The organism is Bradyrhizobium sp. 482_C4_N1_8 (assembly GCF_052075965.1).
Taxonomy (GTDB): Bacteria; Pseudomonadota; Alphaproteobacteria; order Rhizobiales; family Xanthobacteraceae; genus Bradyrhizobium; species Bradyrhizobium barranii.
This window is the reverse complement of sequence record NZ_CP197231.1, coordinates 7,501,454-7,527,873: the sequence shown is the minus strand read 5'-3', so window position 1 is coordinate 7,527,873 and position 26,420 is coordinate 7,501,454. Positions and strand designations below refer to the sequence as shown.

23 protein-coding genes are annotated in these 26,420 nt (G+C 65.6%); 17 read left to right on the top strand and 6 right to left on the bottom strand.

Annotation, left to right across the window (positions count from 1 at the left end; genetic code table 11):
• Positions 1-276: 276 nt before the first annotated feature.
• From AB7Z56_RS35650 to AB7Z56_RS35635, 4 genes are read left to right on the top strand one after another with little or no spacing between them, the layout of a single operon-like run.
• Positions 277-1,110 (top strand): substrate-binding domain-containing protein, encoded by an 834-nt coding sequence (locus AB7Z56_RS35650; protein WP_063985272.1) that lies wholly within the window; start codon positions 277-279, stop codon positions 1,108-1,110.
• A gap of 54 nt (positions 1,111-1,164) precedes the next feature.
• Complete coding sequence (locus AB7Z56_RS35645; protein WP_063985271.1) at positions 1,165-2,283, top strand: molybdopterin-binding protein; 1,119 nt, start codon at positions 1,165-1,167, stop codon at positions 2,281-2,283.
• Between the two features lie 12 nt (positions 2,284-2,295).
• The gene (locus AB7Z56_RS35640) at positions 2,296-4,245 is read left to right on the top strand and encodes a molybdopterin biosynthesis protein (protein ID WP_063985270.1); all 1,950 of its coding nucleotides are present in this window, start codon (positions 2,296-2,298) and stop codon (positions 4,243-4,245) included.
• A gap of 46 nt (positions 4,246-4,291) precedes the next feature.
• Positions 4,292-5,422, top strand: coding sequence for an FAD-dependent monooxygenase (locus AB7Z56_RS35635; protein WP_063986650.1), 1,131 nt, complete (start codon positions 4,292-4,294; stop codon positions 5,420-5,422).
• A gap of 33 nt (positions 5,423-5,455) precedes the next feature.
• On the opposite strand, the gene mobA is transcribed toward AB7Z56_RS35635, so the two are convergent.
• Together mobA and fdhD are read right to left on the bottom strand one after the other, a co-directional pair.
• Positions 5,456-6,091, bottom strand: a complete 636-nt coding sequence (gene mobA / locus AB7Z56_RS35630) for a molybdenum cofactor guanylyltransferase MobA (protein WP_063986649.1) — start codon at positions 6,089-6,091, stop codon at positions 5,456-5,458.
• Complete coding sequence (gene fdhD, locus AB7Z56_RS35625; protein WP_063985269.1) at positions 6,078-6,968, bottom strand: formate dehydrogenase accessory sulfurtransferase FdhD; 891 nt, start codon at positions 6,966-6,968, stop codon at positions 6,078-6,080. Before fdhD ends, mobA begins: the two co-directional genes overlap by 14 nt.
• Positions 6,969-7,075: 107 nt before the next feature.
• Between fdhD and mobB the strand changes: the two genes are divergently transcribed.
• The 8 genes from mobB to ybaK all read left to right on the top strand — a co-directional run bounded on the left by mobB (position 7,076) and on the right by ybaK (position 16,877).
• Positions 7,076-7,603: a molybdopterin-guanine dinucleotide biosynthesis protein B gene (mobB, locus tag AB7Z56_RS35620; RefSeq protein ID WP_063985268.1), complete on the top strand. Its 528-nt coding sequence runs from the start codon at positions 7,076-7,078 to the stop codon at positions 7,601-7,603.
• Positions 7,604-7,612: 9 nt separating this feature from the next.
• Positions 7,613-8,869, top strand: coding sequence for a molybdopterin molybdotransferase MoeA (locus AB7Z56_RS35615; protein WP_063985267.1), 1,257 nt, complete (start codon positions 7,613-7,615; stop codon positions 8,867-8,869).
• Between the two features lie 43 nt (positions 8,870-8,912).
• A complete protein-coding gene (locus tag AB7Z56_RS35610; protein WP_014497569.1) occupies positions 8,913-9,176 on the top strand; it encodes a sulfurtransferase TusA family protein in 264 nt (87 codons plus the stop codon).
• A 321-nt stretch (positions 9,177-9,497) separates the two neighbouring features.
• Entirely contained in the window at positions 9,498-11,153 is a 1,656-nt protein-coding gene (locus tag AB7Z56_RS35605; protein WP_063985266.1) for an OFA family MFS transporter, read from the top strand.
• Between the two features lie 110 nt (positions 11,154-11,263).
• Positions 11,264-11,536: a hypothetical protein gene (locus tag AB7Z56_RS35600; protein ID WP_063985265.1), complete on the top strand. Its 273-nt coding sequence runs from the start codon at positions 11,264-11,266 to the stop codon at positions 11,534-11,536.
• Between the two features lie 152 nt (positions 11,537-11,688).
• A complete protein-coding gene (locus tag AB7Z56_RS35595; protein WP_063985264.1) occupies positions 11,689-13,392 on the top strand; it encodes an NADH-ubiquinone oxidoreductase-F iron-sulfur binding region domain-containing protein in 1,704 nt (567 codons plus the stop codon).
• Entirely contained in the window at positions 13,389-16,157 is a 2,769-nt protein-coding gene (fdhF, locus tag AB7Z56_RS35590) for a formate dehydrogenase subunit alpha (protein ID WP_063985263.1), read from the top strand. The genes AB7Z56_RS35595 and fdhF overlap by 4 nt, the downstream gene beginning before the upstream one ends.
• Before the next feature lie 246 nt (positions 16,158-16,403).
• Positions 16,404-16,877: a Cys-tRNA(Pro) deacylase gene (gene ybaK, locus AB7Z56_RS35585; RefSeq protein ID WP_063985262.1), complete on the top strand. Its 474-nt coding sequence runs from the start codon at positions 16,404-16,406 to the stop codon at positions 16,875-16,877.
• A gap of 10 nt (positions 16,878-16,887) precedes the next feature.
• Here ybaK and AB7Z56_RS35580 read toward each other — a convergent pair whose 3' ends face one another.
• On the bottom strand, positions 16,888-17,571 hold the full coding sequence (locus tag AB7Z56_RS35580; protein ID WP_063985261.1) for a GntR family transcriptional regulator: 684 nt from the start codon (positions 17,569-17,571) through the stop codon (positions 16,888-16,890).
• A 150-nt stretch (positions 17,572-17,721) separates the two neighbouring features.
• Here AB7Z56_RS35580 and tcuA point away from each other — a divergent pair, with 150 nt between their 5' ends.
• The 4 genes from tcuA to AB7Z56_RS35560 all read left to right on the top strand — a co-directional run bounded on the left by tcuA (position 17,722) and on the right by AB7Z56_RS35560 (position 21,013).
• Complete coding sequence (gene tcuA, locus AB7Z56_RS35575) at positions 17,722-19,113, top strand: FAD-dependent tricarballylate dehydrogenase TcuA (protein ID WP_063985260.1); 1,392 nt, start codon at positions 17,722-17,724, stop codon at positions 19,111-19,113.
• Positions 19,100-20,206 carry a tricarballylate utilization 4Fe-4S protein TcuB gene (gene tcuB, locus AB7Z56_RS35570; RefSeq protein WP_063985259.1) on the top strand — a complete coding sequence of 369 codons (1,107 nt, stop codon included), beginning with the start codon at positions 19,100-19,102 and terminating at the stop codon, positions 20,204-20,206. Before tcuA ends, tcuB begins: the two co-directional genes overlap by 14 nt.
• A 71-nt stretch (positions 20,207-20,277) precedes the next feature.
• A complete protein-coding gene (locus AB7Z56_RS35565; protein ID WP_187387802.1) occupies positions 20,278-20,436 on the top strand; it encodes a DUF5993 family protein in 159 nt (52 codons plus the stop codon).
• Between the two features lie 10 nt (positions 20,437-20,446).
• Positions 20,447-21,013 carry a disulfide bond formation protein B gene (locus tag AB7Z56_RS35560; protein ID WP_063985258.1) on the top strand — a complete coding sequence of 189 codons (567 nt, stop codon included), beginning with the start codon at positions 20,447-20,449 and terminating at the stop codon, positions 21,011-21,013.
• Here AB7Z56_RS35560 and AB7Z56_RS35555 read toward each other — a convergent pair.
• The 3 genes from AB7Z56_RS35555 to AB7Z56_RS35545 all read right to left on the bottom strand — a co-directional run bounded on the left by AB7Z56_RS35555 (position 21,006) and on the right by AB7Z56_RS35545 (position 25,726).
• On the bottom strand, positions 21,006-21,701 hold the full coding sequence (locus tag AB7Z56_RS35555; RefSeq protein WP_063985257.1) for an esterase/lipase family protein: 696 nt from the start codon (positions 21,699-21,701) through the stop codon (positions 21,006-21,008). The genes AB7Z56_RS35560 and AB7Z56_RS35555 overlap by 8 nt on opposite strands.
• A complete protein-coding gene (locus AB7Z56_RS35550; protein WP_063985256.1) occupies positions 21,694-25,098 on the bottom strand; it encodes an acyl-[ACP]--phospholipid O-acyltransferase in 3,405 nt (1,134 codons plus the stop codon). Before AB7Z56_RS35550 ends, AB7Z56_RS35555 begins: the two co-directional genes overlap by 8 nt.
• Before the next feature lie 361 nt (positions 25,099-25,459).
• Complete coding sequence (locus AB7Z56_RS35545; protein WP_063985255.1) at positions 25,460-25,726, bottom strand: hypothetical protein; 267 nt, start codon at positions 25,724-25,726, stop codon at positions 25,460-25,462.
• 51 nt (positions 25,727-25,777) lie between these two features.
• Between AB7Z56_RS35545 and AB7Z56_RS35540 the strand changes: the two genes are divergently transcribed.
• The gene (locus AB7Z56_RS35540; protein ID WP_283018848.1) at positions 25,778-26,410 is read left to right on the top strand and encodes a TetR/AcrR family transcriptional regulator; all 633 of its coding nucleotides are present in this window, start codon (positions 25,778-25,780) and stop codon (positions 26,408-26,410) included.
• Positions 26,411-26,420: the final 10 nt, after the last annotated feature.

Sequence of the window (26,420 nt, the reverse complement as noted above, 5' to 3'; positions counted from 1 at the left end):
GTGGAATTCTGCATTTCAATTTACGTCCGCCAGGACCATGCCCGATCATCTCGCTGCTTTGCAACACATCCTCACGCGCGATCTCTGCTTTGGTGAACGATCCTGAAGCACCCGGGTGGCGCGGGCCTTGCGGCCATCGCGCTCGCAATTGCAATGGGCGCACCGCGCGGGCCGCATTGCCGAAATATCCCGAGTGGGGAGCGCAACGCGCAAACGCGTCACGAGTGTGGCGCAATCGATCATCATGATTGCGTCATAGCCAATGGGAACCCGATCATGGTCGTCCGCCGCCTGTCCGTTGCACTCGCGCTTCTCTGCGGCCTCGCCGCGGGCGTGGCGGCGTCATTTGCGGAGGACCGCGCGATCGTGCTGGCCTCGACCACGGCGACACAGGAGTCCGGCCTGCTCGATCATCTGCTGCCGATCTTCCGCGAGAAGACCGGCATCGAGGTGACGGTGATCGCGCGGCGTGCAGATGAAGTGCTCGACGGCGCGCGCAGGGGCGAAGTCGACGTCGTGCTGATGCACGCACGGCCGCAGGAAGAGAAGTTCGTCGCTGACGGTTTTGGCGTGAAGCGCTTTGACGTGATGTACAACGACTATGTGCTGATCGGACCGAAGAGCGATCCCGCCGCCGTGAAAGGCAAGGACATCGCCACCGCGCTGAAGGCGATCGAGGCCAAGGGCGCGCCGTTCGTGACGCGCGGTGACCGGTCGGGCACCCATGGCGCGGAGCTCGCGCTCTGGATCGTCGCCGGCATCGATATCGCCGCCGCCAAGGGCGCATGGTATCGCGAAGTCAAGCAAGGGATGGACGCAGCCCTCGACGCGGCGCGCACGGCGAACGCCTATGTGCTGTCCGACCGCGGCAGCTGGATCGCCTTCAAGGATCGCGGCGATCTCGACATCGTCGTCGAAGGCGACAAGCGGCTGCTTAATCAGTACGGCGCGATGCTGGTGAATCCGGAAAAGTTTCCGGACGTGAAGAAGGAGCTGGGGCAGACCTTCATCGACTGGCTGATTTCGCCGGAGGGGCAGGCGGCGATCGCCGGCTACAAGGTCGACGGACAGCAGCTGTTCTTCCCCAATGCGGCCAAGTCCGGCGGCTGAGCTTCGCGTTGCCAGCGGTTGCCAAACCGGACGATGCATGGTCCATCATGGCGCATGACCCAGCGCCTGCCGCCAGCACTGACGCCGCTCGACACTGCGCTCGCCGCGTTGCTGCGAGGCGTTGATCCGATCGCGACGATCGAGTTGCCCCTGACGGAGGCCGCCGGCTGCATCGCGGCAGGGACGCCGCCGCTTGCGGCCTGTCCGTCGTGCGACATCGCCGCTGCGGACGGCTGGGCGCTCTGCGCCAACGATATTGTCGGTGCGTCCGCCTATTCGCCGCTGCCTCTGACGACGGCGCCCGTTTGGGTCGATGCCGGCGACGCGATGCCGCCGGGATGTGATTGTGTGCTCGATGCCGACGCAGTCGAGGTGTCGGGTCCACTCGCCCAGGTGCTGGCGGAGGGCGTGCCCGGACAGGGCGTCAGGCGCGCCGGAAGCGACATCGCCGGGCGGGCGCCCGCCGTGGCGGAAGGGCATTTGATCCATCCTGCCACACTGCTGCTCGCGCGCACCGCCGGTGTTGAAAAGCTAAGCGTACGGCAGCCGCGGCTGGGCATCGTCAACGTCCCGGGTGCGGCTTTGACGGCGCACATGATTGCCGAGATCGCGCGCGCGGCAGGGCTGCAGGTGCAAGCGCGCGAAGCTGCCGCGCGAGATGCGGCATCGATCGCGGAAGCGCTCGGCGATCTCACTTGCGATCTCACTTGCGATCTCGTCGTGACGATCGGCGGCAGCGGCGCCGGCCGCCGGGATGCCGCGGTCAGCGCGCTGGCCCGGCATGGTGACGTGCTCGCCCATGGCCTCGCGCTCCAGCCCGGACGCACCGCCGCGGTCGGGCGGCTCGGACCGGTTCCAATCGTCGCCTTGCCCGGCTCGCCCGATCATGCGCTTGCCGCCTGGCTCGCGCTCGCGCTGCCGCTCGTCGATCGGCTGTCGGCGCGGCAGTTACGCCGACGCATGACCTTGCCGCTTGCGCGAAAAATCGCATCCAGTGTCGGCATCGCCGAAATCGCCCTGCTGGCCGAGGAACATCATGCGTGGCTCCCGCTTGCGGTGGGGGAATGGCCGCTTCAGGCCATTGCCCGGGCCGATGCATGGCTGCTCGTTCCCGCCAGCCACGAGGGATTTGCGGCAGGAACGCCGGTCGATGCCTATCTGATGCGGGAGTGATATGAGTTTGGCATGACGATGATCCCGCAATCCCAAGACCGTAGCACGCTCGAACAGGAGCAGTTCCTCAAGATCCTCTCGCGCGAGGACGCGCTGGCGCGCTTTGAAGCTGCGTTGTTCCCGCGCGCGGTCCCGAGCGAGACGCGCAAGCTTGCCGATGCGCTCGGCGCGGCGCTGGCCGAAGACATCACGGCGCCCCTCGACGTTCCGCCGTTCGACCGTTCCAACGTTGACGGCTTTGCCGTGCGCTCGGCCGATCTCGCCGCGGCCGGCGAAGGCGCGCCCGTTCGCCTTGCGCTGAACGGCGAGACCATTCACTGCGGCACCGCGCCGAAGCTGCAGGTGGCGACGGGAACCGCAACGCCGATCGCAACCGGCGGGCCGCTACCGCGCGGCGCCGACGCCGTCGTCATGGTCGAGCATACCCAGCCCGCCGGATCCGATGCGATCGACGTCCGGCGAGCCGTTTCGCCGGGACAGTTCGTGTCCTACGCAGGCTCCGACATCGCGCGCGGCGAGGCGCTGCTGCGCGCCGGCACGATCATCGGCTCGCGCGAGATCGGCATGCTGGCGGCCTGCGGCATCGCCGAGGTGACCGTCGCGCGCAAGCCGCGTGTTGCCGTGATCTCCACCGGTGACGAATTGGTTCAGCCCGGCGAGGCGCTCGCGCCGGCTGCGATCTACGACACCAACGGCGCCATCGTCGCCGCCGCGATCGACGAGAACGGCGGCGAGGCCGTGTTCCTCGGCGCCATTCCCGACGATGAGGCAAAACTCGAAGCCGCCATGCGCCGCGCGCTGGCGGACGCCGACATGCTGGTGCTCTCGGGCGGCACCTCGAAGGGCGCCGGCGACGTGTCCCATCGCATCATCGGCCGGCTCGGCCAGCCCGGCATCCTCGCGCATGGCGTCGCACTTAAACCCGGCAAGCCGCTGTGCCTTGCGGTGTGCGACGGCAAGCCGGTGGTGATCCTGCCGGGCTTCCCGACCTCGGCGATGTTCACCTTCCACGACATGATCGTGCCGGTGCTGCGCAGGATGGCCGGGCTGCCGCCGCGCTCCGATGCCAAGGTGAACGCGACCGTGCCGGTGCGCATCGTCTCCGAGCTCGGCCGCACCGAGTTCGTCATGGTCTCGCTGGTCGGCGGCAAGGACGGCCTGATCGCCTATCCCTCCGGCAAGGGGTCCGGTGCGATCACGTCGTTCGCGCAGGCCGACGGTTTTCTGCGCATCGACGCGCTCGCCGACCAGATGCCGGCCGGGACCGACGCCGAGGTGACGCTGTTCACGCCGCATGTGCGGGTGCCCGATCTCGTCATCGTCGGCAGCCATTGCACCGGCCTCGATCTCGTCACCGCACGGCTCGCGCATGCGGGGCTGACCGTGCGCTCGATCGCGGTCGGCAGCCTCGGCGGACTTGCGGCGGCGAAGCGCGGCGAATGCGATCTCGCGCCGATCCATCTGTTCGACGACAAGAGCGAGACCTACAACACGCCTTACCTCGTTGAGGGGCTCGAGCTCGTCCCCGGCTGGCGGCGGATGCAGGGCATCGTGTTCCGGAAGGGCGACAAGCGTTTCGAGGGGCTCGGTGCGAAGGAAGCCGTTGCCGCCGCGCTCGCGGACCCCGCCTGCATCATGGTCAACCGCAACCAGGGCGCCGGCACGCGCATCCTGATCGACCGGCTGCTCGGCGGTGCGCGCCCGGAAGGTTACTGGAACCAGCCGCGCTCGCACAATGCCGTGGCTGCGGCTGTCGCGCAGCACCGTGCCGACTGGGGCATGACCATTGCGCCGGTCGCCCATGCGGTCGGCCTCGGTTTCATTCCGTTCGCGGAAGAGCATTATGATTTCGCGCTGGTGACGGCGCGCAAGCAGCGGCCGGCGGTGCAGGCCTTTCTCGACGCACTCGGCTCGGATGAAGCGCGTACTGCGCTGGAGCGGGCGGGCTTCCGGCCTGCGTAGAGGCGACGACGCGGCGTTCAAGCCGCGCGACAGGGTGGGGGACGCGATGGCGAGGCCGCTTTCGGTTGCGATCGTCGGTGCCGGCATGGGCGGGCTTGCGACTGCTGCGGCGCTTCGGCGCGTCGGTATCGATGTGATGGTCTACGAGCAGGCCTCCCAGTTCGCCCGCATCGGCGCCGGCATCCAGATCGGCTGCAACGCGATGAAGGTGTTGCGCGAACTGGGGCTGGAGGCGCGGATGCGCGAGCACTCGTTCTATCCACGCTCCTGGAACAACCGCGACTGGAAGAGCGGCGACATCAAGTTCGACATGATTTTTGGCGAGAGCGCGGAAGAGAAGTTCGGCGCGCCCTATCTGCTGGCCCATCGCGGCGATCTCCATGCGGCGCTGGCGAGCGTGGTGTCGAACGAATTTGTGCGGCTCAATCACAAGCTCGTTGGCCTCGACGAGACCGGCGATGGTGTCCGGCTGAGCTTTGCCGATGGCACGCGTGCCATCGCCGATGCCGTGGTCGGCGCGGACGGCGTCCATTCGACGGTCCGCGATCTCCTGTTCGACACCTCGCCGGCCAAATTCACCGGCCGCATCGCCTATCGCACCACCTATCCTGCCGCGCTGCTCGGCGGCGCAGGGATCGACGACTGCACCAAATGGTGGGGCGAGGACCGCCACATCGTGATCTATTACGTCAAGCCTGATCGCAGCGAGGTCTATCTCGTCACCAGCCAGCCCGAGCCGGACTTTCGCATCGAGTCCTGGTCGGCGAAGGGCGACGTGCGCGACCTGCGCGCATCATTCGAAGGCTTTCATCCGCAGGTCACTCGGGTGCTCGCGGCATGTCCTGACGTGCACAAATGGGCGATCATGGACCGCGACGCGCTGGAGCACTGGGCCGACGGCAAGGTGACGCTGCTCGGCGATGCCTGCCATCCGATGACGCCCTACATGGCGCAGGGTGCGGCCATGGCGATCGAAGACGCCGCCGTGCTGTCGCGCTGCCTCGACGGTGTCGGCCGCGACGGCGTCGCCAATGCGTTCCGCCGCTTCGAGGCAACCCGCAAGGTGCGCACGACGCAGGTGCAGGAGACCTCGCGCGCCAACATCTGGCTCAAGGAGAGGACCGATACGAGCTGGGTCTACGGTTACGACGCCTGGTCGGTGCCGCTGGCGGCTTGAACTGCCTGCTCGCGCTTGCGCCGACGTTTCTTGTCAGGAGGCGGCATCCAGCGCGGCCAGCCGCTCGGCTTCGGCGATGTCCTCGACCGTGTTGGCGTTGAAGAATGGATCGAGCGGCGCGGTCGGCCACGTCACCGTCGCGAGCGGATAGCGCGCGGTCCAGCGGTCGATCTTGCGGAGGTCCTCGACGACCAGCGCGTGACGCAGCTCGTCGCGCAAGGCGACGCGCCACAGACCGATCACCGGATGCGACTGGTCGCCTGATGCGGCGACCGCGAGCTGGGCGTTCTCGCGCTCCCGCGCCTCGTGCAACTGCGCCACGAGATCGCGCGGCAGGAACGGGCAGTCGCCTGCGGCGCTCAGTACCCATTCGATGTCAGGCCGGTTCGCCGCCGTCCAGTCGAGCGCGGCAAGGATGCCGGCGAGGGGCCCGGGGAAGCCGGGTACGTCATCGGCGACAACGGGCAGACCGAACGCCGCGAAGCGTGCGGGATCGCCATTCGCGTTGAGGATCAATCCGCTGCATTGCGGCGTCAATCGCGCGATCACGCGCTCAAGGATGGTGCGGCCGCCGATGGTCCGCATCGGCTTGTCGCCGCCTCCCATGCGCCGCGCGAGGCCGCCTGCGAGCAGCACGCCCTGCGTGGCTGGAATGTCAGTCGTCACCACCTTCACCCTTGCGCTTGTGCTTCGCCGATTCCTCCTCGACGTAAGCAAGGTTCTGGTCGTAGACGATCCGCTCTTCGCCCGCGAGCACGATGAAGCGCTTTCCGCGCGTGCGGCCGACCAGCGTCAGTCCGACCTGGCGAGCGAGATCAACGCCCCAGGCGGTGAAGCCGGACCGCGATACCAGGATCGGAATGCCCATGCGCACGGTCTTGATCACCATTTCCGAGGTCAGGCGTCCCGTGGTGTAGAGGATCTTGTCGGAGGCATCGACGCCGTGGCGGTACATCCAGCCCGCGATCTTGTCGACCGCGTTGTGACGGCCGACGTCCTCGGTGTAGCAGAGCGGTTCGCCCTCTCTGCACAGCACGCAGCCGTGGATCGCGCCGGCCTCCAGATAGAGCGAGGGCATGGTGTTGATGGTCTGCGTCATCTGGTAGAGCCAGGAGGTGCGCAGCTCTGCCTTCGGCAACGCGACGCTCTCGACCGCCTCTAACAGGTCGCCGAACGCGGTGCCCTGCGCGCAGCCCGAGGTCTGGGTTCGCTTCTTCAGCTTGGCTTCGAAATTGGTGTGATGTGAGGTGCGCACCACCACGACCTGGAGGTCGTCGTCGTATTCGACCTCGGTGACCTCGTCATTATATTTCAGCATGTTCTGGTTGAGCAGATAACCCAGCGCCAGATATTCCGGGTAGTCGCCGATCGTCATCATGGTGACGATCTCCTGCGAATTCAGGTAGAGCGTCAGCGGCCGTTCCATCGGCACCTTGATCTCGACCTTGGCGCCGGTCTGGTCGGTGCCGGTCACGCGCTCTGTCAGGCGCGGGTCGTCAGGGTTCGGAACGATCAGGGGCACCGGGGCTTTGTCGATCTTCATCATGGCCGCGACGTTAGCATGACATTCGGGTCAAGCCGATATAAGCATGCTCACGACGATGGAGAAGGCGGTTCCGGCCGCATGACACGGCTGGCGGAGATCGAGTTGCGATGAAAGTCATCGGCCTTGCGGGCTGGAGCGGTGCGGGCAAGACCACGCTGTTGACGCGGCTGATCCCGCATTTCAACGCGCAAGGCCTGCGCGTCTCCGTCATCAAGCATGCCCATCACCAGTTCGACGTCGACGTGCCCGGCAAGGATTCCTGGCGCCACCGCGAGGCCGGCGCGGCCGAGGTGCTGGTTGCGTCATCGAACCGCTGGGCCCTGATGCATGAATTGCGTGGCGCCGAGGAACCGCGGCTGCCGGAGCTCCTGGGCAAGCTGTCAAGCGTCGATCTCGTCGTGGTCGAGGGCTTCAAGCGCGAGCCGCACCGCAAGATCGAGGTGCATCGCGCCGCCAACGGCAAGCCGCTGCTGTTTCCCGATGATCCCGGGATTGTCGGGATCGCGACCGACATCGCCATTGAAACCCGCCTGCCGACCGTCCATCTCGATGATATCGAGGCTGCCGCGGCGTTGCTGCTGCGTGCGGCGATGCCGGTCGAGGAAGCGGTGGCAAAAAGCGCCGCGATACGCTGACGAGGCACCATGGCGCAACTGTCGGACGATTGCTTTGCCTTCGGCGGACCGATGATGTCGGTCGACGAGGCCGTTGGTCTGATCACCACGCGCGTCAATGCGATCGCCGATATCGAGACCGTGGCACTCATTGACGCGGACGGACGCGTGCTCGCGCACGATATCGCGGCGCCCCTGCCGCTGCCGCCCTTCACGAACTCCGCCGTCGACGGTTACGCCGTGCGCAACGCCGACCTTCCGGAAAGCGCGGAACGGGCATTCCCGCTCGACGGCCGCATCCAGGCCGGCGGCCTTGCGCAGGCGCCGATCAAGGCCGGCCACACTGCGCGCATCTTCACGGGCGCGCCGATGCCGCCCGACGCGGAGACCGTCTTCATGCAGGAAGACGTTCGCCTCGATGAGGCCGGCAGAATCGTGCTGCCGCCGGGGCTGAAGCCCGGCGCGAATGTCCGCCCTGCGGGCGAGGACATTCCGCAAGGACACGTCGCGCTGCGGGCCGGCCAGCGGCTGCGGCCGCAGCATGTCGCGCTTGCTGCAGCATTCGGCCTGACCCGGCTCGACGTCGTCAGGCGCATCCGCGTCGCCGTGTTCTCGACCGGCGACGAGCTGGCTTCGCCCGGCGAGCCGCGCGCGGCCTCACAGCTGTTCGATTCCAACCGCTTCATGCTGATGGCGATGCTGCGCCGGCTCGGCTGCGAGGTCTCCGACCTCGGCATCTTGCGCGACGAGCGCAATGCGCTCGCGGATGGATTGAAGCAGGTTGCAGGCAGCCACGATCTGATCCTCACTACCGGCGGCGTCTCGACCGGCGAGGAGGACCACGTCAAGGCGGCTGTCGAGAGCATCGGCTCGCTGGTGCTGTGGCGGATGGCGATCAAGCCCGGCCGTCCCGTTGCGATGGGCATCATCGGCGGCACGCCGCTGATCGGCTTGCCCGGCAATCCCGTCGCCAGTTTTGTCACCTTCGTCCATGTGGTGCGGCCGACGGTGCTGGCGCTTGCGGGCAGTCTGCCGGAGCCGCTGTTGCCGATCCCGGTGCGTGCCGCGTTCACCTACAAGAAGAAGATCGGCCGCCGCGAATATGTTCGCAGCTCGTTGCGACGCGGAGAGGACGGTGCGTTGGAAGCGGTCAAGTTTCCGCGCGAAGGCGCAGGCCTGTTGTCGTCGCTGGTCGAGACCGATGGCCTCATCGAACTCGGCGACGACATCACGCGTGTCGAGCCGGGCCAGAGCGTGGGTTTCTTGTCCTATGCGGATTTGCTCTGAGCCTCGCGTTGACGCCATCGCCTCACCCCGCCATGTTGCGCCCATGACCAGAACCACGCTCGATCTCACCGGGTTGAAATGCCCGCTACCTGCCCTGAAGACGCGCAAGGCGCTCAAACCGTTACAGCCGGGTGATCAGCTCGAAGTGCACTGCACCGACCCCTTGTCGGTGATTGACATTCCGAACCTGATCCGCGAGACCGGCGACACGGTGGAGATCACCGAGCGCAACGAGGCGCGCATCGTGTTCTTGATAGAAAAGATCAATGGATCGATAGAGAAAACCAATGGTGCGCTGCGTTCGTAGTGCACGGTCACTCTGCTGATACCTACCTTTTGTCTATCGACATCAATCGTGGCTTCTGCCCCAATTGACAACCTCCGTGCAGGCGCGGAGGTTGAGTCTTGTCTGCGATACGCGGATGAACGGGCCAAGCTCACGAAGCCTGCACGGTGTATCGGCATAGAGCCCCGCTCGAGGGGTTAACGACTCGGACGCGCGTGACGATCCTGGCGCGCGTCGAATGATTGTGCGGAGCAGCAGGGACCGTTGGCTGCGTCGCGAGGGCTGAGGACCAGGATTGCAGCGGCAGGCTTGCTCAGAAGGGCAACTGCAGGGGAGGACTACATGGCAACAATCGAGAGCGCTGGAACACTTTCGGGTGCCGGCGCAGGTTTTCTGGATCGCGAGCGAACCATCGCGACCGCCGGCTTCAATCGCTGGCTGGTGCCGCCGGCTGCGCTCTGCATCCATCTCTGCATCGGCATGGCCTACGGCTTCTCGGTGTTCTGGCTGCCGCTGTCGCGCGCGATCGGGGTGACCGCGCCGAAGGCGTGCGCAGACATGTCGCTGTTTCAGGAGCTGTTCACGACCAGCTGCGACTGGAAGGTCGCCAGCATGGGGTGGATGTACACGCTGTTCTTCGTGTTGCTCGGTATCGCGGCCGCGGTTTGGGGCGGCTGGCTGGAGCGCGTCGGTCCGCGCAAGGCCGGCTTCGTCTCGGCGCTGTGCTGGTGCGGCGGCCTCTTCCTCGGTGCGATCGGGGTCTACACCCATCAGCTCTGGCTGTTGTGGCTGGGTTCGGGCGTGATCGGCGGCATCGGTCTCGGCCTTGGCTATATCTCGCCGGTGTCGACGCTGGTGAAGTGGTTTCCGGACCGCCGCGGCATGGCGACCGGCATGGCCATCATGGGCTTCGGCGGTGGCGCCATGATCGGCGCGCCGCTGGCGAACCTGTTGATGAACTACTTCAAGACCCCGACCTCGGTCGGCGTCTGGGAGACCTTCGTCGCGATGGGCGTCATCTACTTCGTGTTCATGATGATCGGCGCGTTCCGCTATCGCTTGCCGCCGCCCGGCTGGCAGCCCGAGGGCTGGACCCCGCCGTCCAAGGCCAACGCGATGATCTCGAAGAGCAACGTCCATCTCAACGACGCGCACAAGACGCCGCAGTTCTGGCTGATCTGGTGGGTGCTGTGCCTGAACGTGTCGGCCGGCATCGGCGTGATCGGCATGGCCTCGCCGATGCTCCAGGAAATCTTCGCCGGCAAGCTGATCGGCCTGCCGGACGTCGGCTTCAACGCGCTGGACGCCGGGCAGAAGGCGCAGATCGCCGCGATCGCCGCGGGCTTCGCCGGATTGCTGTCGCTGTTCAACATCGGCGGCCGCTTCTTCTGGGCATCGCTGTCGGATAAGATCGGGCGCAAGAACACCTATTACACGTTCTTCATCCTCGGCATCGTGCTCTACGCGCTGGCGCCGACGTTTGCAGCGATGGGCTCGAAGCTCCTGTTCGTGCTCGGCTTCGGCATCATCCTGTCGATGTATGGCGGCGGGTTCGCCACCGTGCCGGCCTATCTTGCCGACATGTTCGGGACCCAGTTCGTGGGCGCCATCCACGGCCGGCTGCTGACGGCGTGGTCCACCGCGGGCATCATCGGTCCCGTCGTGGTGAACTACATCCGCGAGTTCCAGCTCGCGGCGGGCGTGCCGCGCGATCAGCTCTACAACACGACCATGTACATCCTGTGCGCGATGCTGATCGCGGGCCTGATCTGCAACTACCTGATCAAGCCGGTCGATTCGAAGTGGCACATGAAGGACGCCGACGTCGCCAAGCTGCAAGCGGCGAGCGCCAGCGCCGCTGCCGCGGGGCCGCACGGCTCCTACGGCATCGGATTTGGCGGGCTTGACGTCAAGGCGGCGCTGTTCTGGGCCTTCGTCGGCGTGCCCCTGCTTTGGGGTGTCTGGAAGACACTGGAGAGCGCGGTCAAGATCTTCTGATCGCCGTCGAGACTGCCGCGGGATGCTGATCATCGGCGTCCCGCGGCGTTCGCCTTTTAGACATCATCGAGAGTCGGACTTAATCAAGAGTGGGACTTAGGGGGATTGAAATGCTTCGCACCCGAATTTGCCTTGTGGCCGTGTTGCTTGTCGCCGGCCTTCATGCCGCATCCGCGCAGACGACGCCGCCGGCGGCGCCTGCCGCAACGACCGAAGCCAAGCCGGGCAAGATCAAGCTCACCATGCAGAAGCTGAAGGACATGAAGGCGAAATGGGCGGCCAACAAGCCGAAGCTCAAGGCCTGCCGCGCCGACGTGAAGTCCAAGGGCCTCGCTGGCGACGACCGCTGGTTCTACATCGAAGAGTGCATGAGCAAGACGTGAGGCCGCGCCGCAAATCGGGTCGATGAAGGGGCATGAAGCTGGGCGGCTGCATGCCCCTTAAATGCTTATCGGAACGCATGAATTCTCTTGGCATCTGGTATGCCAGGGGCTAGAGTTGGACTCGTTCTAAAGAAGAGATACGAGACGCATCGATGAGTCACGACGTGCACGAGGTCCGCCCGTTCGAACATCCGGGCGAGGGACGGAAGCGAGCCAAGGCCACGCCCAAGGGGCGGCAGGTCGATCCCACCGCCGCGCACGAAATCGAGCAGCTGCTCGGCGACAAGCCGCGGCGGCGCGATCTCTTGATCGAATATCTGCACCTGATCCAGGACAAATATCACCAGATCTCGGCCGCGCATCTCGCCGCGCTCGCCGACGAGATGAAGCTCGCCTTCGCCGAGGTGTTCGAGACCGCGACCTTCTACGCGCATTTCGACGTGGTGAAGGAAGGCGAGCCTGATATCGCGCCGCTGACGATCCGCGTTTGCGATTCTCTGACCTGCGCGATGCTGGGCGGCGAGAAGCTGCTCGCCGACCTGCAGAGCACATCGGGTCCGGGCATCCGCGTCGTGCGCGCGCCCTGCGTCGGCCGCTGCGATACCGCGCCGGCGGCTGAGGTCGGTCACAACTTCGTCGATCACGCGACCGTGGCCAATGTGATGGCGGCGGCGAAGGGCGGCGACACCCACGCGCATCTGCCTGAGTACGTTGACTACGACGCCTATGTCGCCGGCGGCGGCTACAAGCTGCTCAATCGCGTGCGCTCGGGCGAATTGCCGAAGGACGATCTGCTGAAGGCGCTCGACGACGCCTCGCTGCGCGGCCTCGGCGGCGCCGGCTTCCCCACGGGCCGGAAATGGCGCGCGGTGCTTGGCGAACCCGGCCCGCGGCTGATGGCGATCAATGGCGACGAGGGCGAGCCTGGCACGTTCAAGGACCGCGTCTATCTCGAAAGCGATCCGCATCGCTTCATCGAAGGTATGCTGCTCGGCGCGCATGTCGTGCAGGCCTCCGACGTCTACATTTATCTGCGCGACGAATATCCGGCATCGCGCGAGATCCTCGAGCGCGAGATCGCAAAGCTTCCGCCAGGCGGTCCGACGCTGCACATGCGCCGTGGCGCCGGCGCCTATATCTGCGGCGAGGAATCCTCGCTGCTCGAAAGCATCGAGGGCAAGCGCGGATTGCCCCGGCACAAGCCGCCTTATCCGTTCCAAGTCGGCCTGTTCGGCCTGCCGACGTTGATCAACAACATCGAGACGCTGTGGTGGGTGCGCGACATCGTCGAGAAGGGCGCGGACTGGTGGAAGGGCAACGGTCGCCATGAGCGTCACGGCCTGCGCAGCTTCTCGGTCTCGGGCCGCGTCAAGAACCCCGGCATGAAGCTGGCACCCGCCGGCATCACCGTGCGCGAATTGATCGACGAATATTGCGGCGGCATGGCCGACGGGCACCAGTTCTATGCGTACCTGCCGGGCGGCGCGTCGGGCGGCATCCTGCCGGCGTCCATGGACGACATCCCGCTCGATTTCGGCACGCTGGAGAAATACGGCTGCTTCATCGGTTCGGCCGCGATCGTGATCCTGTCGCAAAAGGACAGCGTGCGCGCGGCGGCGCTGAACCTGATGAAGTTCTTCGAGGACGAGAGCTGCGGCCAGTGCACGCCGTGCCGTGTCGGAACCCAGAAGGCGGCGCAGCTGATGCAGAAGCCGGTCTGGAACCGCGCACTTCTGGAAGAATTGAGCCAGGCGATGCGCGATGCCTCGATCTGCGGGCTCGGACAGGCGGCATCGAATCCGCTGTCTACCGTGATCAAATATTTCCCTGACGAGTTCAAGGAAGCGGCCGAATGACCAAAATTACGTTCGAGCTCGACGGCAAGCAGGTCGAGGCCAAACCCGGCGAGACGATCTGGCAAGTTGCAAAACGCCAAGGCCGCGAGATTCCGCATCTGTGCTATTCGCCGGCGCCCGACTACCGCCCCGACGGCAATTGCCGCGCCTGCATGGTCGAGATCGAGGGCGAGCGCGTGCTCGCCGCGTCCTGCAAGCGCACCCCGTCGGTCGGCATGAAGGTGAAGACCGAGTCCGCGCGTGCGGTGTCGGCGCAAAAGATGGTGATGGAGCTGCTCGTCGCCGACCAGCCGGCGCGCGAGACCTCGCACGATCCGGATTCGAAGTTCTGGCACTGGGCCGAGACCACAGGCGTCACCGAGAGCCGCTTCCCCGCAGCCGAGCGCTGGGCGACCGACGACAGCCATCCGGCGATGCGCGTCAATCTCGATGCCTGCATCCAGTGCGGCCTCTGCGTGCGCGCCTGCCGCGAGGTCCAGGTCAACGACGTCATCGGCATGGCGTATCGCAGCCATGGTTCGAAGATCGTGTTCGACTTCGACGATCCCATGGGCGAGTCCACCTGCGTCGCCTGCGGCGAGTGCGTGCAGGCCTGCCCGACCGGCGCGCTGATGCCGGCCGTCATGCTCGACGAGAAGCAGACCCGTGTCGTCTACGCCGACAAGAAGGTGGATTCGCTCTGCCCGTTCTGCGGCGTCGGCTGCCAGGTGACCTACGAGGTCAAGGACGAGAAGGTGATCTACGCGGAAGGCCGCGACGGCCCCGCCAATCACAATCGTCTCTGCGTCAAGGGCCGCTTCGGCTTCGACTACATCCACCATCCGCATCGTCTGACCAAGCCGCTGGTTCGGCTGCCGAATGCGAAGAAGGATTCCAACGACCAGGTCGACCCCGCCAATCCCTTCACGCATTTCCGCGAAGCGAGCTGGGAAGAAGCGCTCGACATCGCAGCCAAGGGCCTCGTCAGGATCCGCGATGAGAAGGGCGTGAAGGCGCTGGCCGGCTTCGGCTCGGCCAAGGGCTCGAACGAAGAGGCCTATCTGTTCCAGAAGCTGGTGCGCACCGGCTTCGGCTCGAACAATGTCGATCACTGTACGCGGCTCTGCCACGCCTCGTCGGTGGCGGCGCTGTTCGAAGGCCTGAGCTCGGGCGCGGTGTCGGCGCCGTTCTCGGCTGCGATGGATGCCGAAGTCATCATCGTGATCGGCGCCAACCCGACCGTGAACCATCCGGTCGCCGCGACCTTCATCAAGAACGCGGTCAAGCAGAATGACGCAAAGCTGTTCGTGATGGATCCGCGCCGGCAGACGCTGTCGCGCCATGCGACCAAGCATCTGCAATTCAAGCCGGGCTCCGACGTCGCCATGCTGAATGCGATGATCAACACGATCATCACCGAGGGTCTGACCGACGACCAGTATATCGCCGGCTACACCGAAGGATTTGAGGACCTCAAGGAGAAGATCAAGGAATTCACGCCGGAGAAGATGGAGGCGATCTGCGGCATCCCGGCGCAGACGCTGCGCGAGGTCGCGCGGACCTACGCGCGGGCAAAGTCGTCGATCATCTTCTGGGGCATGGGCATCAGCCAGCACGTCCACGGCACCGACAATGCGCGCTGCCTGATCGCGCTCGCGCTGATCACCGGCCAGGTCGGCCGTCCCGGCACAGGTCTGCATCCGCTGCGCGGCCAGAACAACGTGCAGGGCGCCTCCGATGCCGGCCTGATCCCGATGTTCCTGCCGGACTATCAGCCGGTGAGCCGCGACGATCTGCGCGGCGCGTTCGAAAAACTGTGGCACCAGGATCTCGATCCCGTCCGCGGCCTGACCGTGGTCGAGATCATGAACGCGATCCATGCCGGCGAGATCACGGGCATGTATATCGAGGGCGAGAATCCCGCGATGTCCGATCCCGATCTCCAGCATGCGCGCCAGGCGCTCGCCATGCTCGATCATCTCGTCGTGCAGGATCTCTTCGTCACCGAGACCGCGTTCCATGCCGACGTCATCCTGCCGGCCTCGGCCTTTGCCGAAAAGGACGGCTCGTTCACCAACACCGATCGCCGCGTGCAGCTCGCGCGCCAGGTGATCAAGCCGCCGGGCGATGCGCGGCAGGATCTCTGGATCATCCAGGAGATCGGCAAGCGGATGGGCCTGCCCTGGAATTATTCCGGCCCCGGCGACGTCTACACCGAGATGGCGGAGTTGATGCCCTCGCTCAAGAACATCAGCTGGGAGCGGCTGGTGCGCGAAGGTGCCGTGACCTATCCGGCCGACGATCCGAACAAGCCCGGCAACGAGATCATCTTCACCACGGGCTTCCCGACCGCGAGCGGCCGCGGCAAGATCGTGCCGGCCAAGGTCATCCCGCCGGATGAGCTGCCCGACGCCGAATATCCGATGGTGCTCTCGACCGGCCGCGTGCTCGAGCATTGGCACACCGGCTCGATGACGCGCCGCGCGCAGGTGCTTGACCAGATCGAGCCGGAGGCGGTCGCATTCATGTCCCCGAAGGACATGCACCGGAAGAAGCTCGCGCCCGGCGATTTCATCCGGCTGGAGACCCGCCGCGGTGCGGTCGAGGTCAAGGTCCGCTCCGATCGCGATGTGCCCGAGAACATGGTGTTCATGCCGTTCTGCTACGCGGAGGCGGCGGCCAACTTGTTGACCAACCCGGCGCTTGATCCCTTCGGCAAGATCCCGGAGTTCAAGTTCTGCGCGGCCAGGGCCGAGCGTGCGGAGATGCGGGACGCGGCGGAGTAATACTCCGCCGTCGTTGGGCGGCGTAGCACCGTCAACGCCCACTGTCGTCCCGGCGAACGCCGGGACCCATACCGCGTGATCTCGCGATTGCGGACGGTCGCAGCCCCTAACGACTAGGCTTCGCCAAACTCCTTCCTGTGGTTATGGGTCCCGGCGTTCGCCGGGACGACACTGAAGGTGTGGCGCGTATAGACATCCTCCTTGCCATGGCTTCGCTCCTCGCAATGACGGTGGTAAACATCGTGCATGTCCAAAGTCACCCCAGCCACGCGCGCGCTTGCAGCCGCCGGCGTTGCCTTCACTGTCCACACCTACGACTACGATCCTGACGCCGAGAGCATCGGGCTCCAGGCGGCGTCGGCCCTCGGTGAAAATCCGTCGCGCGTGCTGAAGACGCTGATGGCGCTGGTGGACGGCAAGCCGATCTGCGTCGTCGTCCCGTCCGACCAGGAAGTCTCCATGAAAAAGCTCGCCGCTGCCGCGAGCGGCAAGTCGGCGCAGATGATGAAGCCGCCGGAGGCCGAGCGCGTCACCGGCTACAAGGTCGGTGGCATCAGCCCGTTCGGGCAGCGCAAGCCGGTGCGCACCGTGATCGAGCAGAGCGCGCTCGCGCATGATCAGGTCTATCTCAACGGCGGCCAGCGCGGCTTGCAGGTTCGGCTGAAGCCGGGCGACGTGCGGGATGTCCTGAAAGCGGTCGTCGCGGATGTGGTCGCGTGAGCGCCGCGCGTTACTGCTTCTGCAGCAACTTGAGCCGGCAGCGCAATGCCTCGCGGATATGCGCCCGCGCAAGCTGTTCGGCCTTGTCGCCGTCGCGCGCGGCGATGGCGTCGATGAGGGCCTGATGCTCGCCGTGGCTGGTCGAGGGTCGGCCTGTCACCGTGAAGGTGGTCGGGCCCAGCAGCGCAATCCAGTCCTGCAATTCGCGCGAGGCGTTGTCGAGATAGCGGTTGCGCGCGGCGCGGCAGATGGCTTCGTGGAAGGCGCGGTTGAGCCGCGCCATCTCGGCAGCGTCTGGCGCCGACGCCTCGATAAAGGCTTGCTCGATATCCCTGAGCGCGTGGACTTCGGGCGCTGAGGCGTGCTCGGCGGCCAGGCGCGCTGCAGCACCTTCCATGATCTCGCGCATGGCGTAGAGCTCGAGCACCTCGGAAATGTCGAGGTCGCGCACGATCAGCCCGCGGCCGCCGGCGGGCTCGACGAAGCCGCGGGCCGCGAGACGGCCAAGCGCCTCCCGGACCGGCGTGCGGCTGACCTTGAGCCGCTGCGCGACCTCTTCCTCGCGCAGCCGGTCGCCGGCGCGGTAACTGCCGGCCTGAAGCGCCTCGCACAGCGAGCGGAACACGGCTTCGCCCAGTGCCACGCCGCCGCCGCGTGCGATCGATCCGCCTGACTTTGCCGCGCGCTTGGCCATGTTTCCTCACGGCGCATCCTGCCCATGCAGAGATGGCACTTGCAGTACCGATGTATATCTTTGTATACAAACGTACGCAATGGCTGCCCTGGGTCGATCGGGGTCCTCGGCGGCAGAATGTCTCTAACTTCGTCGCATCGGGCAGACGGGATGAGCAGCAAATACGACGTGCTGGTGATCGGCGGCGGCAATGCGGCACTGTGCGCGGCGATCTCGGCGCGCCGCGGCGGGGCCTCGGTGCTCGTGCTGGAGGGCGCGCCAAAATTCTATCGCGGCGGCAACACGCGTCACACCCGCAACATGCGCTGCGCCCACGATGCTGCGACTGAGATCCTGACCGGTCCCTACACCGAGGAGGAGTTCTGGCAAGATCTGCTGCTGGTGACGGGCGGCCAGACCGACGAGGACCTCGCGCGCCACATGATCCGGGAGTCCAAGGACATCCTGAACTGGATCGTGGAGCAGGGCGTGCGCTGGCAGCCCTCGCTCGGCGGCACGCTGAGCCTTGGCCGCACCAACTCCTTCTTTCTCGGCGGCGGCCGCGCGATGTTGAACGCGCTCTATCTCACCGCCGAGCGGCTCGGCGTCGACGTCGAATACGACGCCGAGGTCACCGATCTCGTGATCGAGGACGGCATGTTCCTCGCCGCGCGTCTCAAGCGGCCGATCAAGGGCGAGACCGAGATCCGCGCGACGTCGCTGGTCGCCGCTGCCGGCGGGTTCGAGGCCAACATCGAATGGTTGAAGCAATATTGGGGCGAGGCCGCTGACAACTTCCTGATCCGCGGCACGCCCTATAATCGCGGCTCGATCCTGAAGATGCTGCTCGACAAGGGCGTGCAGGAGGTCGGCGATCCCACCCAATGCCATGCGGTCGCGATCGACGCCCGTGCGCCGAAATTCGACGGCGGCATCATCACCCGCCACGACTCCGTCGTGTTCGGCATCGTCGTCAACAAGCATGCCCAGCGATTCTACGACGAAGGCGAGGACATCTGGCCGAAGCGCTACGCGATCTGGGGCCGGCTGGTCGCGGCGCAGCCCGACCAGATCGCCTATATCATTTTCGACTCGACCGTCGTCACCAGCTTCATGCCGACGCTGTTCCCGCCGATCGCCGGGCAGACCGTCGCCGAGCTGGCCGGCAAGCTCGAGCTCGATCCGGCCGCGCTGGAAAAGACCATCACCGAGTTCAATGCGGCCGTGCGGCCCGGCACCTTCGATCACACCATCCTGGACGATTGCGTGACTGAAGGCATCACGCCGCCCAAGACGCACTGGGCAAGGCGGATCGAGACGCCGCCCTATCTCGCTTATCCGGTGCGGCCCGGCATCACCTTCACCTATCTCGGCACGCGCGTGAACAAGGAGGCGCGGATGCTGATGGCTGACGGCAAGCCGTCCGCCAACATGTTCGCGGCCGGCGAGATCATGGCGGGCAACGTGCTCGGCAAGGGCTACGCGGCCGGCATGGGCATGACCATCGGCAGCGTGTTCGGGCGGATCGCGGGACGGGAAGCGGCGAAACATGCACGGAACTAGAATTCTGGACGAAGCCGACCGTCTGATGACGGTCTGTAATTCCTGCCGCTACTGCGAGGGTCTTTGCGCGGTATTTCCCGCCATGGAGATGCGGCGCGCCTTCTCCGATGGAGATCTCAACTATCTCGCAAACCTCTGCCATTCCTGCGGCGCCTGCTACGTCGATTGCCAGTTCTCGCCGCCGCACGAGTTCAACGTCAACGTTCCGAAGACGCTTGCGGTTGCGCGTGCCGAGTCCTATGCGGCCTATGCCTGGCCGCTGGCGTTGTCCGGTGCCTTCGCCCGCAACGGGTTCGTCATCAGCGTCATCGCCGCGCTCAGCATGGCCGCCTTCATCCTCGGCTTTGCCGCCCTCAACGACCACAGCGTGTTGTTCGGTGTGCACACCGGCCCTGGTGCCTTCTACAAGCTGATGCCGCACAACGCGATGGCCGCATTGTTCAGCGCCGCCTTCCTCTACGCGATCCTCGCGCTGGTCATGAGCGTGCGTGCCTTCTGGCGCGACATCGGCACCCCCATTGGCGGTCGCGCCGACGGCGGCTCGATCTTCCAGGCGATCCGCGATGCCGGGGAACTGCGCTATCTCCACGGCGGCGGCGTCGGCTGCTACAACGAGGACGACAAGCCGACCGACCGGCGCAAGCTTTTCCACCACCTGACGTTCTACGGTTTTCTGCTGTGCTTCGCCGCGACGTCGGTGGCGACGCTCTATCACTACCTCTGGAGCCGGGAGGCGCCGTATCCGTGGTGGGATTTGCCCGTGGTGCTGGGGACACTCGGCGGCATCGGTCTCATCGTCGGTCCGATCGGCCTGTTCGTTGCGAAAACGCGGCGTGCACCGGAGTTGCTCGACGAGCAGCGCTACGGCATGGACGTCGGCTTCATCGCCATGCTGTTCCTGACCGGCTTCACCGGCATGGCGCTGCTAGTCCTGCGCGAGACCGCGGCCATGGGGCCGTTGCTGGCCCTGCATCTCGGCGCAGTGTTCGCGCTGTTCATCACCATGCCCTATGGCAAGTTCGTGCACGGCATCTATCGCTTCGCGGCGCTGGTGCGTTATGCGCAGGAACGGCGCAGCGAAGCCGGCTCTTGAGAGGCATGCGCGGCTGACGTATTTCTTGGGCCGTTCGCGCACAGCGCGAATCGCTTAGGGAGCCCGCGCTCATGTACATGTTTCTGCCTTTCCTGCTGGCGCTCGCGGGCTGCGCGAGTGCCTGGCGTTCGCGTGCGGGACTGAGCTATGCGCTCTGGAGCGCAACAATCGTGGTCACGGTCGCATGGTTCTTCCACCACGCGACCGATCCGCTCAAATTCTCGTTCTGACGGTGTCGAGATGAGCCCTGCAGAGCTGAGCGAGCAACGGCCGGTCGGCGCGGTCCTGAACATGCTTGGGCTGCTTGGGATCTCGTTGATCCTGACGGTGGCGTTCGCCTATCAGCTTGCGCTCGGCGAGCTGCCTTGCCCGCTTTGCCTGTTGCAAAGGGCCGGGTTCATCGCGGTCGGCATGGGGTTCCTGTTCAACCTGCGCCTCGGCGAACGCGGGTCTCATTACGCGATGATCCTCGTGGCCAGCCTCGTCACCGGCTTCATCTCGATGCGGCAGGTATCGCTGCATCTTGCGCTCGGCGATCCCGGATACGGCTCGGCGCTGTTCGGGCTGCATTTCTACACCTGGGCGCTGATCGCGGCGATCGGGATCGTGTGTTATGTCGCGCTCGTCTTCATCCTGAAGGATGTGACCGGCAAGCGAGACGGGGACGCGCCTTTGAACGGTGCGGCATCGAACACGGTCTTCGCGATCTTTGCGTTGCTGGTCGCCGCCAATCTCTTGTCCACCGTGCTGGAGTGCGGCGCGGGGCAGTGCGACGACAACCCGGTTCGCTATCTCCTGCTCAAGTGATCGGATTGAAGCGGCCTTCGTGCAGGAACGCGATCGTCTGCTCGATCGCGACGGCATTTCGTGGAAGTCCGGTGTGCGATGCCTTGACGACGATGTGGTCGGCCATGTCGGCCAATTTCGCGCTTTCGACGGAAACGCGTCCGTCATTGGGCCGCGGCAGGACAAAGGCCGAGGTGATTGGCGCGGTGGTGCGGCATCCCGCGATGACGCCGATCGCATAATCGGGCGACGGCAGGGCGGCGAGCACAGGGGGCTGGGCTGTCGAAAGCTGCGAGCCGGCCGGACCGAAAACAGCGCGGTAGAGCGAAAGGTCCTTCAGGAGATCGGCGACTTCGCTGCCGCCGTTGGGCGTGCCCAGCATCACGACACGGCCGAGCCGCACCGGACGATATCTCGCGATGTAAACCCGGGCGAGTAGCCCGCCCATGGAATGGGCGACGAAGTGGATAGCGCCGTCGCATTGCGCTGCAAACGCGGCGACCGGCGCGTGGATGTCTTCCGCAAGCTCCTCGAGCGGCTTCTTGCGGCTGGGGTAGCCGAGATTGAGCGTGGCGAAGCCGTGACGCTGCAACGCCCGATCCAGCCTCTTCAGCGTCCAGGCACCGACGCCGATGCCGTGAAGCAGGACGACGCCGTCGCACCGGGCTTCCGCCGGAGCGACGGCCGTGGACTTGTCGTCTTTACGCAACCTCGCGCTCCGGCGAGGACGCCTGCTCACGGGCCATCGTCGTTGCCGTGACATAGTCGGTCTTGCCGGTGCCGAGCAACGGCACCTTGTCGACCACCATGATCGCCGCGGGCACGGTCAGCTCGGACGCGCCAATCGCCTTGGCCTGGCCCTGCATCGCACTGCGCTCGGCGGTCTTCTCCGTCGTCAGCAGCACGATGCGCTCGCCCTTGCGCTGGTCGGGGATCGACACGGCGACCGAGGCGGCTTGCGGCCACAGCGTCGTCGCGATGCTCTCGACCGCCGACAGCGAGACCATTTCGCCCGCGATCTTGGCGAAGCGCTTGGCGCGTCCCTTGATGGTGATGAAGCCGGCCGCGTCGATCGCCACGATGTCGCCGGTGTCGTGCCAGCCCTCGGCGAGCGGTTCGAGCACGCCGGGGTTTTCGGCCCTGAGGTAACCGAGCATCACGTTCGGTCCGCGCACCGAGAGGCGTCCACCTTCCTCGATGCCGGGGACCGGATCGAGGCGGCTTTCCATCAGCGGCGAGAGGCGGCCGACGGTGCCGGGGCGATTGGCCATCGGCGTGTTCATCGCCAGCACCGGCGCGGTCTCGGTGACACCATAGCCTTCCAGGATGCGGATGCCGTAGCGCTCCATGAACACCTGACGTGTGCGATCCTTCACCGCCTCCGCGCCGGCGATCACCAGGCGCAGCGTGCGGAAGTCGTAGGCGTGCGCCGAGCGCGCATAGCCGGTGAGGAACGTATCGGTGCCGAACAGGATCGTGGCGCCGGTCTGGTAGATCAGCTCTGGCACGATGCGGTAGTGCAGCGGCGAGGGGTACATGTAGATCGGAATGCCAGCGAGCAGCGGCATCATCATTCCGCCGGTGAGCCCGAACGAGTGGAACACCGGTAGCACGTTGAACACCTTGTCATTGGCGTTGGCGTCGACTCGCGCCAGCGCCTGTGCGGCGTTTGCGAGGATATTGCGGTGGGACAGCACCACGCCCTTGGGCGTGCCTTCCGAGCCCGACGTGAACAGCACGACGGCCGGATCATTCGCCTCGCGAGCGACACGCGGCGCGGTGCCTGCGAGCAACCCCTTGATCTTGTCGGCCGTACCGATCGAAGCGCGGACATCCTCGAGATAGACGACGCGGGCTTCCGCGGAGATCGCGGCCATCAGCTTGTCGAGCTTGCCCTTCTCGATGAACGCTTTCGAGGTCAGCACGGTCTTGACCTGCGCGGCCTTCATGGCGGCGAGGACGTTGACCGGGCCGGCGGAGAAGTTGAGCATCGCCGGGACGCGGCCGATGTTTTGCAGCGCCATGAAGACGACGGCGACGCCCGCGGAATTCGGCAGCAGCACGCCGACATTCTCGCCGGCTACCGTGCCGGCTTCGAGCTTGCGGCTCAAGACCTGCGCGCCGAGGATCAGCTTGCGATAGGTCAGCTTGGTGCCGAGCGCGTCCTCGATGATGACCTTGCCGGTATCGCGGTCGCGATAAGCATGTCCGAGCGCTTCGAACAGCGTGTGATCGAGCATGGCGTTCTTGACCATGGCGTCGATCATCACGTCCTGGAGCGCGGCGCCCGCGGCATTGCGGCGTGCCTTGCCCTTCAGCGACGGATCGACCGGAAGCTTGACCGGCGGCAGGATCGTAACCGTCACCCGCGGAAACCACGAGCGCTTGATCTGGCTGCCGTTGAGATAGCTGAGATGCGAGCGCTGCGCGCCCTCGATGCGAATGGGCACGACCACCGCGTCGGCCTTGTCCGCGATCATCGCGGTGCCGTCATAGACCTTCATCAGCGAGCCGGAGACGGTGATGCGTCCCTCCGGGAAGATGACCACCGGCTCGCCGGCGGCGACGAGCTTGATCAGGTCGCGTGCGGCCAGCGGCTTGGTCGGGTCCATGGTGTAGTGCTTGACCACCCGCAGGAACGGCTTGGCCCACCAGGCCTTGGAGATGCCGGTATCGACCGCGAAGCTGGCATCGATCGGGAGCACGGCGTGCAGCAGCGGGCCATCGATCAGGCTGACATGGTTCGGTGCGATCAGCATGCGCGTGCCCGGAGGCGGCAGGTTCTCGAGGCCACGAACCTCGGTACGGAACAGCGCGCGGAACAGCAGCCCGCCGAAATCGCGTACGCCTTCCTTGCCCCACTTGGTCAGCACGAACCACACCGCGCCGAAGCTGGCGACGCCGAGGCCGAAGAAGATCCAGCCGATATGGAGGCCAGCTGCCTGGAGCAGTGCGACGAACAGCGAGCCGACCACCATGAAGGCAGCCTGCAGCACGTTGCCGGCGGCGATGATGCGAGCGCGCTCGGTCGGTTGCGACCAGGCCTGGACGGCAGCAAAGGACGGAACGACGAACAGGCCACCGCCGAATGCGAAGGCGACGAAGTCGATCAGCATGCGCAGGCCGGCGAACGAGGTTGCGAAGTCGACCGCGGCGATGTCCTGCCCCTTGGCGGTCACACCGATGGCCCAGGCGAGATCAAGGCCGGCAAACCCCATGATGATCGCGCCGATCGGCACCAGCGCGAGGTTCGGGCGGACGTGGCTCAGGCTGGCCGCGAACAGCGAGCCGATGGCGATGCCGATCGCGAAGGTCGCAAGACACAGCGTCACCACGCCTTCGGTGCCACCGACGACCTCCTTGACCAGCGCCGGCAGCAGCGACAGCACGATGGCGCCGACCAGCCAGAACCACGAGACGATCACGGTGCCGTCCCACAGCCGCTTGTCCGCGTAGAGCGTCTTCAACAGGCCGACCGTCGAGGTCCAGGGATTGGCGGTGACGGGCAGGTCGGGGGCGGATGGCGTCGTCTGCGGAATGCGGGAGGCGAAGGCCCAGGACAGCAGGGCCAGCAGGACCACGGCCGATGCAACCCAGCCCATATGCGCGGAGCCGGCCACGAACTGGCCGCCGGCGACGGTGCCGAGCAGGATGGCCATGAAGGTGGCGCCTTCGACCAGCGCGTTGCCGGTTGCGAGCTCACCGAGCTCGAGCTGGTCCGGCAGCATGGCGTATTTCACGGGACCGAACAGGGCGGCGATGACGCCGAACAGCGCGAGCGCCGTGAACAGCAGCGGCACCGAGTGCAGGAAGAAGCCGGCGGCGGCAAAGGCCGCCGCAAAGATCTCCGCGAATTTGAGCCGCCGAGCAACGACGGATTTGACGTATTTGTCGGCGAGCTGGCCGCCGAGCCCCGACAGGATGAAATAGGGGAAGATGAAGACGGCGCCTGCGACCGTCACCAGCGCGTCGCCGTGGCCGGTCGCGGCACTGTAAAGCAGGATGATGACGAGTGCGTTCTTGAGCACGTTGTCATTGAGCGCCGAGAAAAATTGCGCCCAGAACAGCGGCGCAAAGCGGCGTGACGACATCAATTCCCTGATCATGACAAGTCCTGTTTTGGGAAGGCAGCCTGAGATTGTTACGTTGTCGGTGAGGCGTCACGACCGGAAGCTTACGGGACGAACGATGGCTGGATGACGACGGTCGCCGGCCTGCTCTGTCCCCTCGACCCTTCCGATCCTGTTGGTCTCCAAATGGTCTCGTTAGGTTCGCAAATATCTGGTCGCAGCCGTGGTTCGGACGGACTGGCCGCGCTTTTCCGGATACCGCGCGGAGCGATGAGGAAAAGTTGAACCGCATCGCCAAAGGCCGCGACATCGGTTGCGAATGTCGGGACATGGTAAGTCCTTCCTTGCAACCGGGTCTTGCATTCGAGCCGACCGGAACGTCCCGGGTGCGCACGCCTCAGGTGAGATGAGCGAGGTGGCGAAAGGGCGAGAGGCGGCCGAGCAGGCTGAACCGACGGCCCGCGTGACGGCTACGGGCGCGGCTCGCCCGCCACATCCGAAAGGTCGCGCGGCGCTCGGTGAGCACGCCAGCGATGTCGCAGGCATTTGCGATGCGATCGATCGGTTGCATCGCGAACTTGAGGACGGCCCGGCCAAGGCCGGCCACGAGAGCTGCGGCGTCGTCGACGAAGGTGGTGGCGATATCAACAGCGAGGGTTTGCATTTTGCAGATCTCCGGGTTAATTTGAACAATGTTCACATGAGTAGCTTGAAAATGAACAATGTTCAAGAAGAATCGCCACGCGACCAGAAAAAAAATCGGCGGAGGCTCCAGATCCTGGAGATCGCCCGCGACATTATTTCAGCTAAGGGGCTGAGATCATTGAAGGTTCGTGACGTTGCGGAGGCTGCCGGCTGCTCGGTGGGCAGCGTCTATAACGAGTTCGGCGACTTCGACGGGGTGATCCTGACGGTCAATCGGGAGACGGTTCAGGCGCTCACGGTGCGGCTTGGCGAGGTCCCGGGGGAAGATCCCGTTCGCCAGCTCTACGGGCTGGCCGCGACCTATCTCGAATTTTTCGCCGAGCACGCAAACCTGCTGCGCTCGTTGTTCGAGCATCGGATGGAGGACGACCGTCCTTATCCCGACGACATCCTTCAGATGGTGATGGACGCTTTCGCGCTGATGCATCCACCCCTGGTGCAGCTGCTACCGGCTGCGGACGACGTGCGGATCGCGCTGCTGTCGCGCACGCTGTTTTCCGCCGTGCACGGAATCATCTCGCTCGGCCTCGAGGAGCGCATGGTGGCGGTGCCGCCCCAGATGCTGCGCCAGCAGGTCGAGCAATTCGTCGATACGCATCTCGCCGGCCTCGGGATCGTGCCGGTCGGCGCACGGTCGCCTTGAGGAGGCCAAG

Bases quoted from the DNA above. Each gene is read 5' to 3' on its own strand.
- AB7Z56_RS35650 (WP_063985272.1), top strand. From the start codon at position 277: ATGGTCGTCCGCCGCCTGTCCGTTGCACTCGCGCTTCTCTGCGGCCTC.
- AB7Z56_RS35645 (WP_063985271.1), top strand. From the start codon at position 1,165: ATGACCCAGCGCCTGCCGCCAGCACTGACGCCGCTCGACACTGCGCTC.
- AB7Z56_RS35640 (WP_063985270.1), top strand. From the start codon at position 2,296: ATGACGATGATCCCGCAATCCCAAGACCGTAGCACGCTCGAACAGGAG.
- AB7Z56_RS35635 (WP_063986650.1), top strand. From the start codon at position 4,292: ATGGCGAGGCCGCTTTCGGTTGCGATCGTCGGTGCCGGCATGGGCGGG.
- fdhD (WP_063985269.1), bottom strand. From the start codon at position 6,968: ATGATGAAGATCGACAAAGCCCCGGTGCCCCTGATCGTTCCGAACCCT.
- mobB (WP_063985268.1), top strand. From the start codon at position 7,076: ATGAAAGTCATCGGCCTTGCGGGCTGGAGCGGTGCGGGCAAGACCACG.
- AB7Z56_RS35615 (WP_063985267.1), top strand. From the start codon at position 7,613: ATGGCGCAACTGTCGGACGATTGCTTTGCCTTCGGCGGACCGATGATG.
- AB7Z56_RS35610 (WP_014497569.1), top strand. From the start codon at position 8,913: ATGACCAGAACCACGCTCGATCTCACCGGGTTGAAATGCCCGCTACCT.
- AB7Z56_RS35605 (WP_063985266.1), top strand. From the start codon at position 9,498: ATGGCAACAATCGAGAGCGCTGGAACACTTTCGGGTGCCGGCGCAGGT.
- AB7Z56_RS35600 (WP_063985265.1), top strand. From the start codon at position 11,264: ATGCTTCGCACCCGAATTTGCCTTGTGGCCGTGTTGCTTGTCGCCGGC.
- AB7Z56_RS35595 (WP_063985264.1), top strand. From the start codon at position 11,689: ATGAGTCACGACGTGCACGAGGTCCGCCCGTTCGAACATCCGGGCGAG.
- fdhF (WP_063985263.1), top strand. From the start codon at position 13,389: ATGACCAAAATTACGTTCGAGCTCGACGGCAAGCAGGTCGAGGCCAAA.
- ybaK (WP_063985262.1), top strand. From the start codon at position 16,404: ATGTCCAAAGTCACCCCAGCCACGCGCGCGCTTGCAGCCGCCGGCGTT.
- AB7Z56_RS35580 (WP_063985261.1), bottom strand. From the start codon at position 17,571: ATGGCCAAGCGCGCGGCAAAGTCAGGCGGATCGATCGCACGCGGCGGC.
- tcuA (WP_063985260.1), top strand. From the start codon at position 17,722: ATGAGCAGCAAATACGACGTGCTGGTGATCGGCGGCGGCAATGCGGCA.
- tcuB (WP_063985259.1), top strand. From the start codon at position 19,100: ATGCACGGAACTAGAATTCTGGACGAAGCCGACCGTCTGATGACGGTC.
- AB7Z56_RS35565 (WP_187387802.1), top strand. From the start codon at position 20,278: ATGTACATGTTTCTGCCTTTCCTGCTGGCGCTCGCGGGCTGCGCGAGT.
- AB7Z56_RS35560 (WP_063985258.1), top strand. From the start codon at position 20,447: ATGAGCCCTGCAGAGCTGAGCGAGCAACGGCCGGTCGGCGCGGTCCTG.
- AB7Z56_RS35550 (WP_063985256.1), bottom strand. From the start codon at position 25,098: ATGATCAGGGAATTGATGTCGTCACGCCGCTTTGCGCCGCTGTTCTGG.
- AB7Z56_RS35545 (WP_063985255.1), bottom strand. From the start codon at position 25,726: ATGCAAACCCTCGCTGTTGATATCGCCACCACCTTCGTCGACGACGCC.
- AB7Z56_RS35540 (WP_283018848.1), top strand. From the start codon at position 25,778: ATGAACAATGTTCAAGAAGAATCGCCACGCGACCAGAAAAAAAATCGG.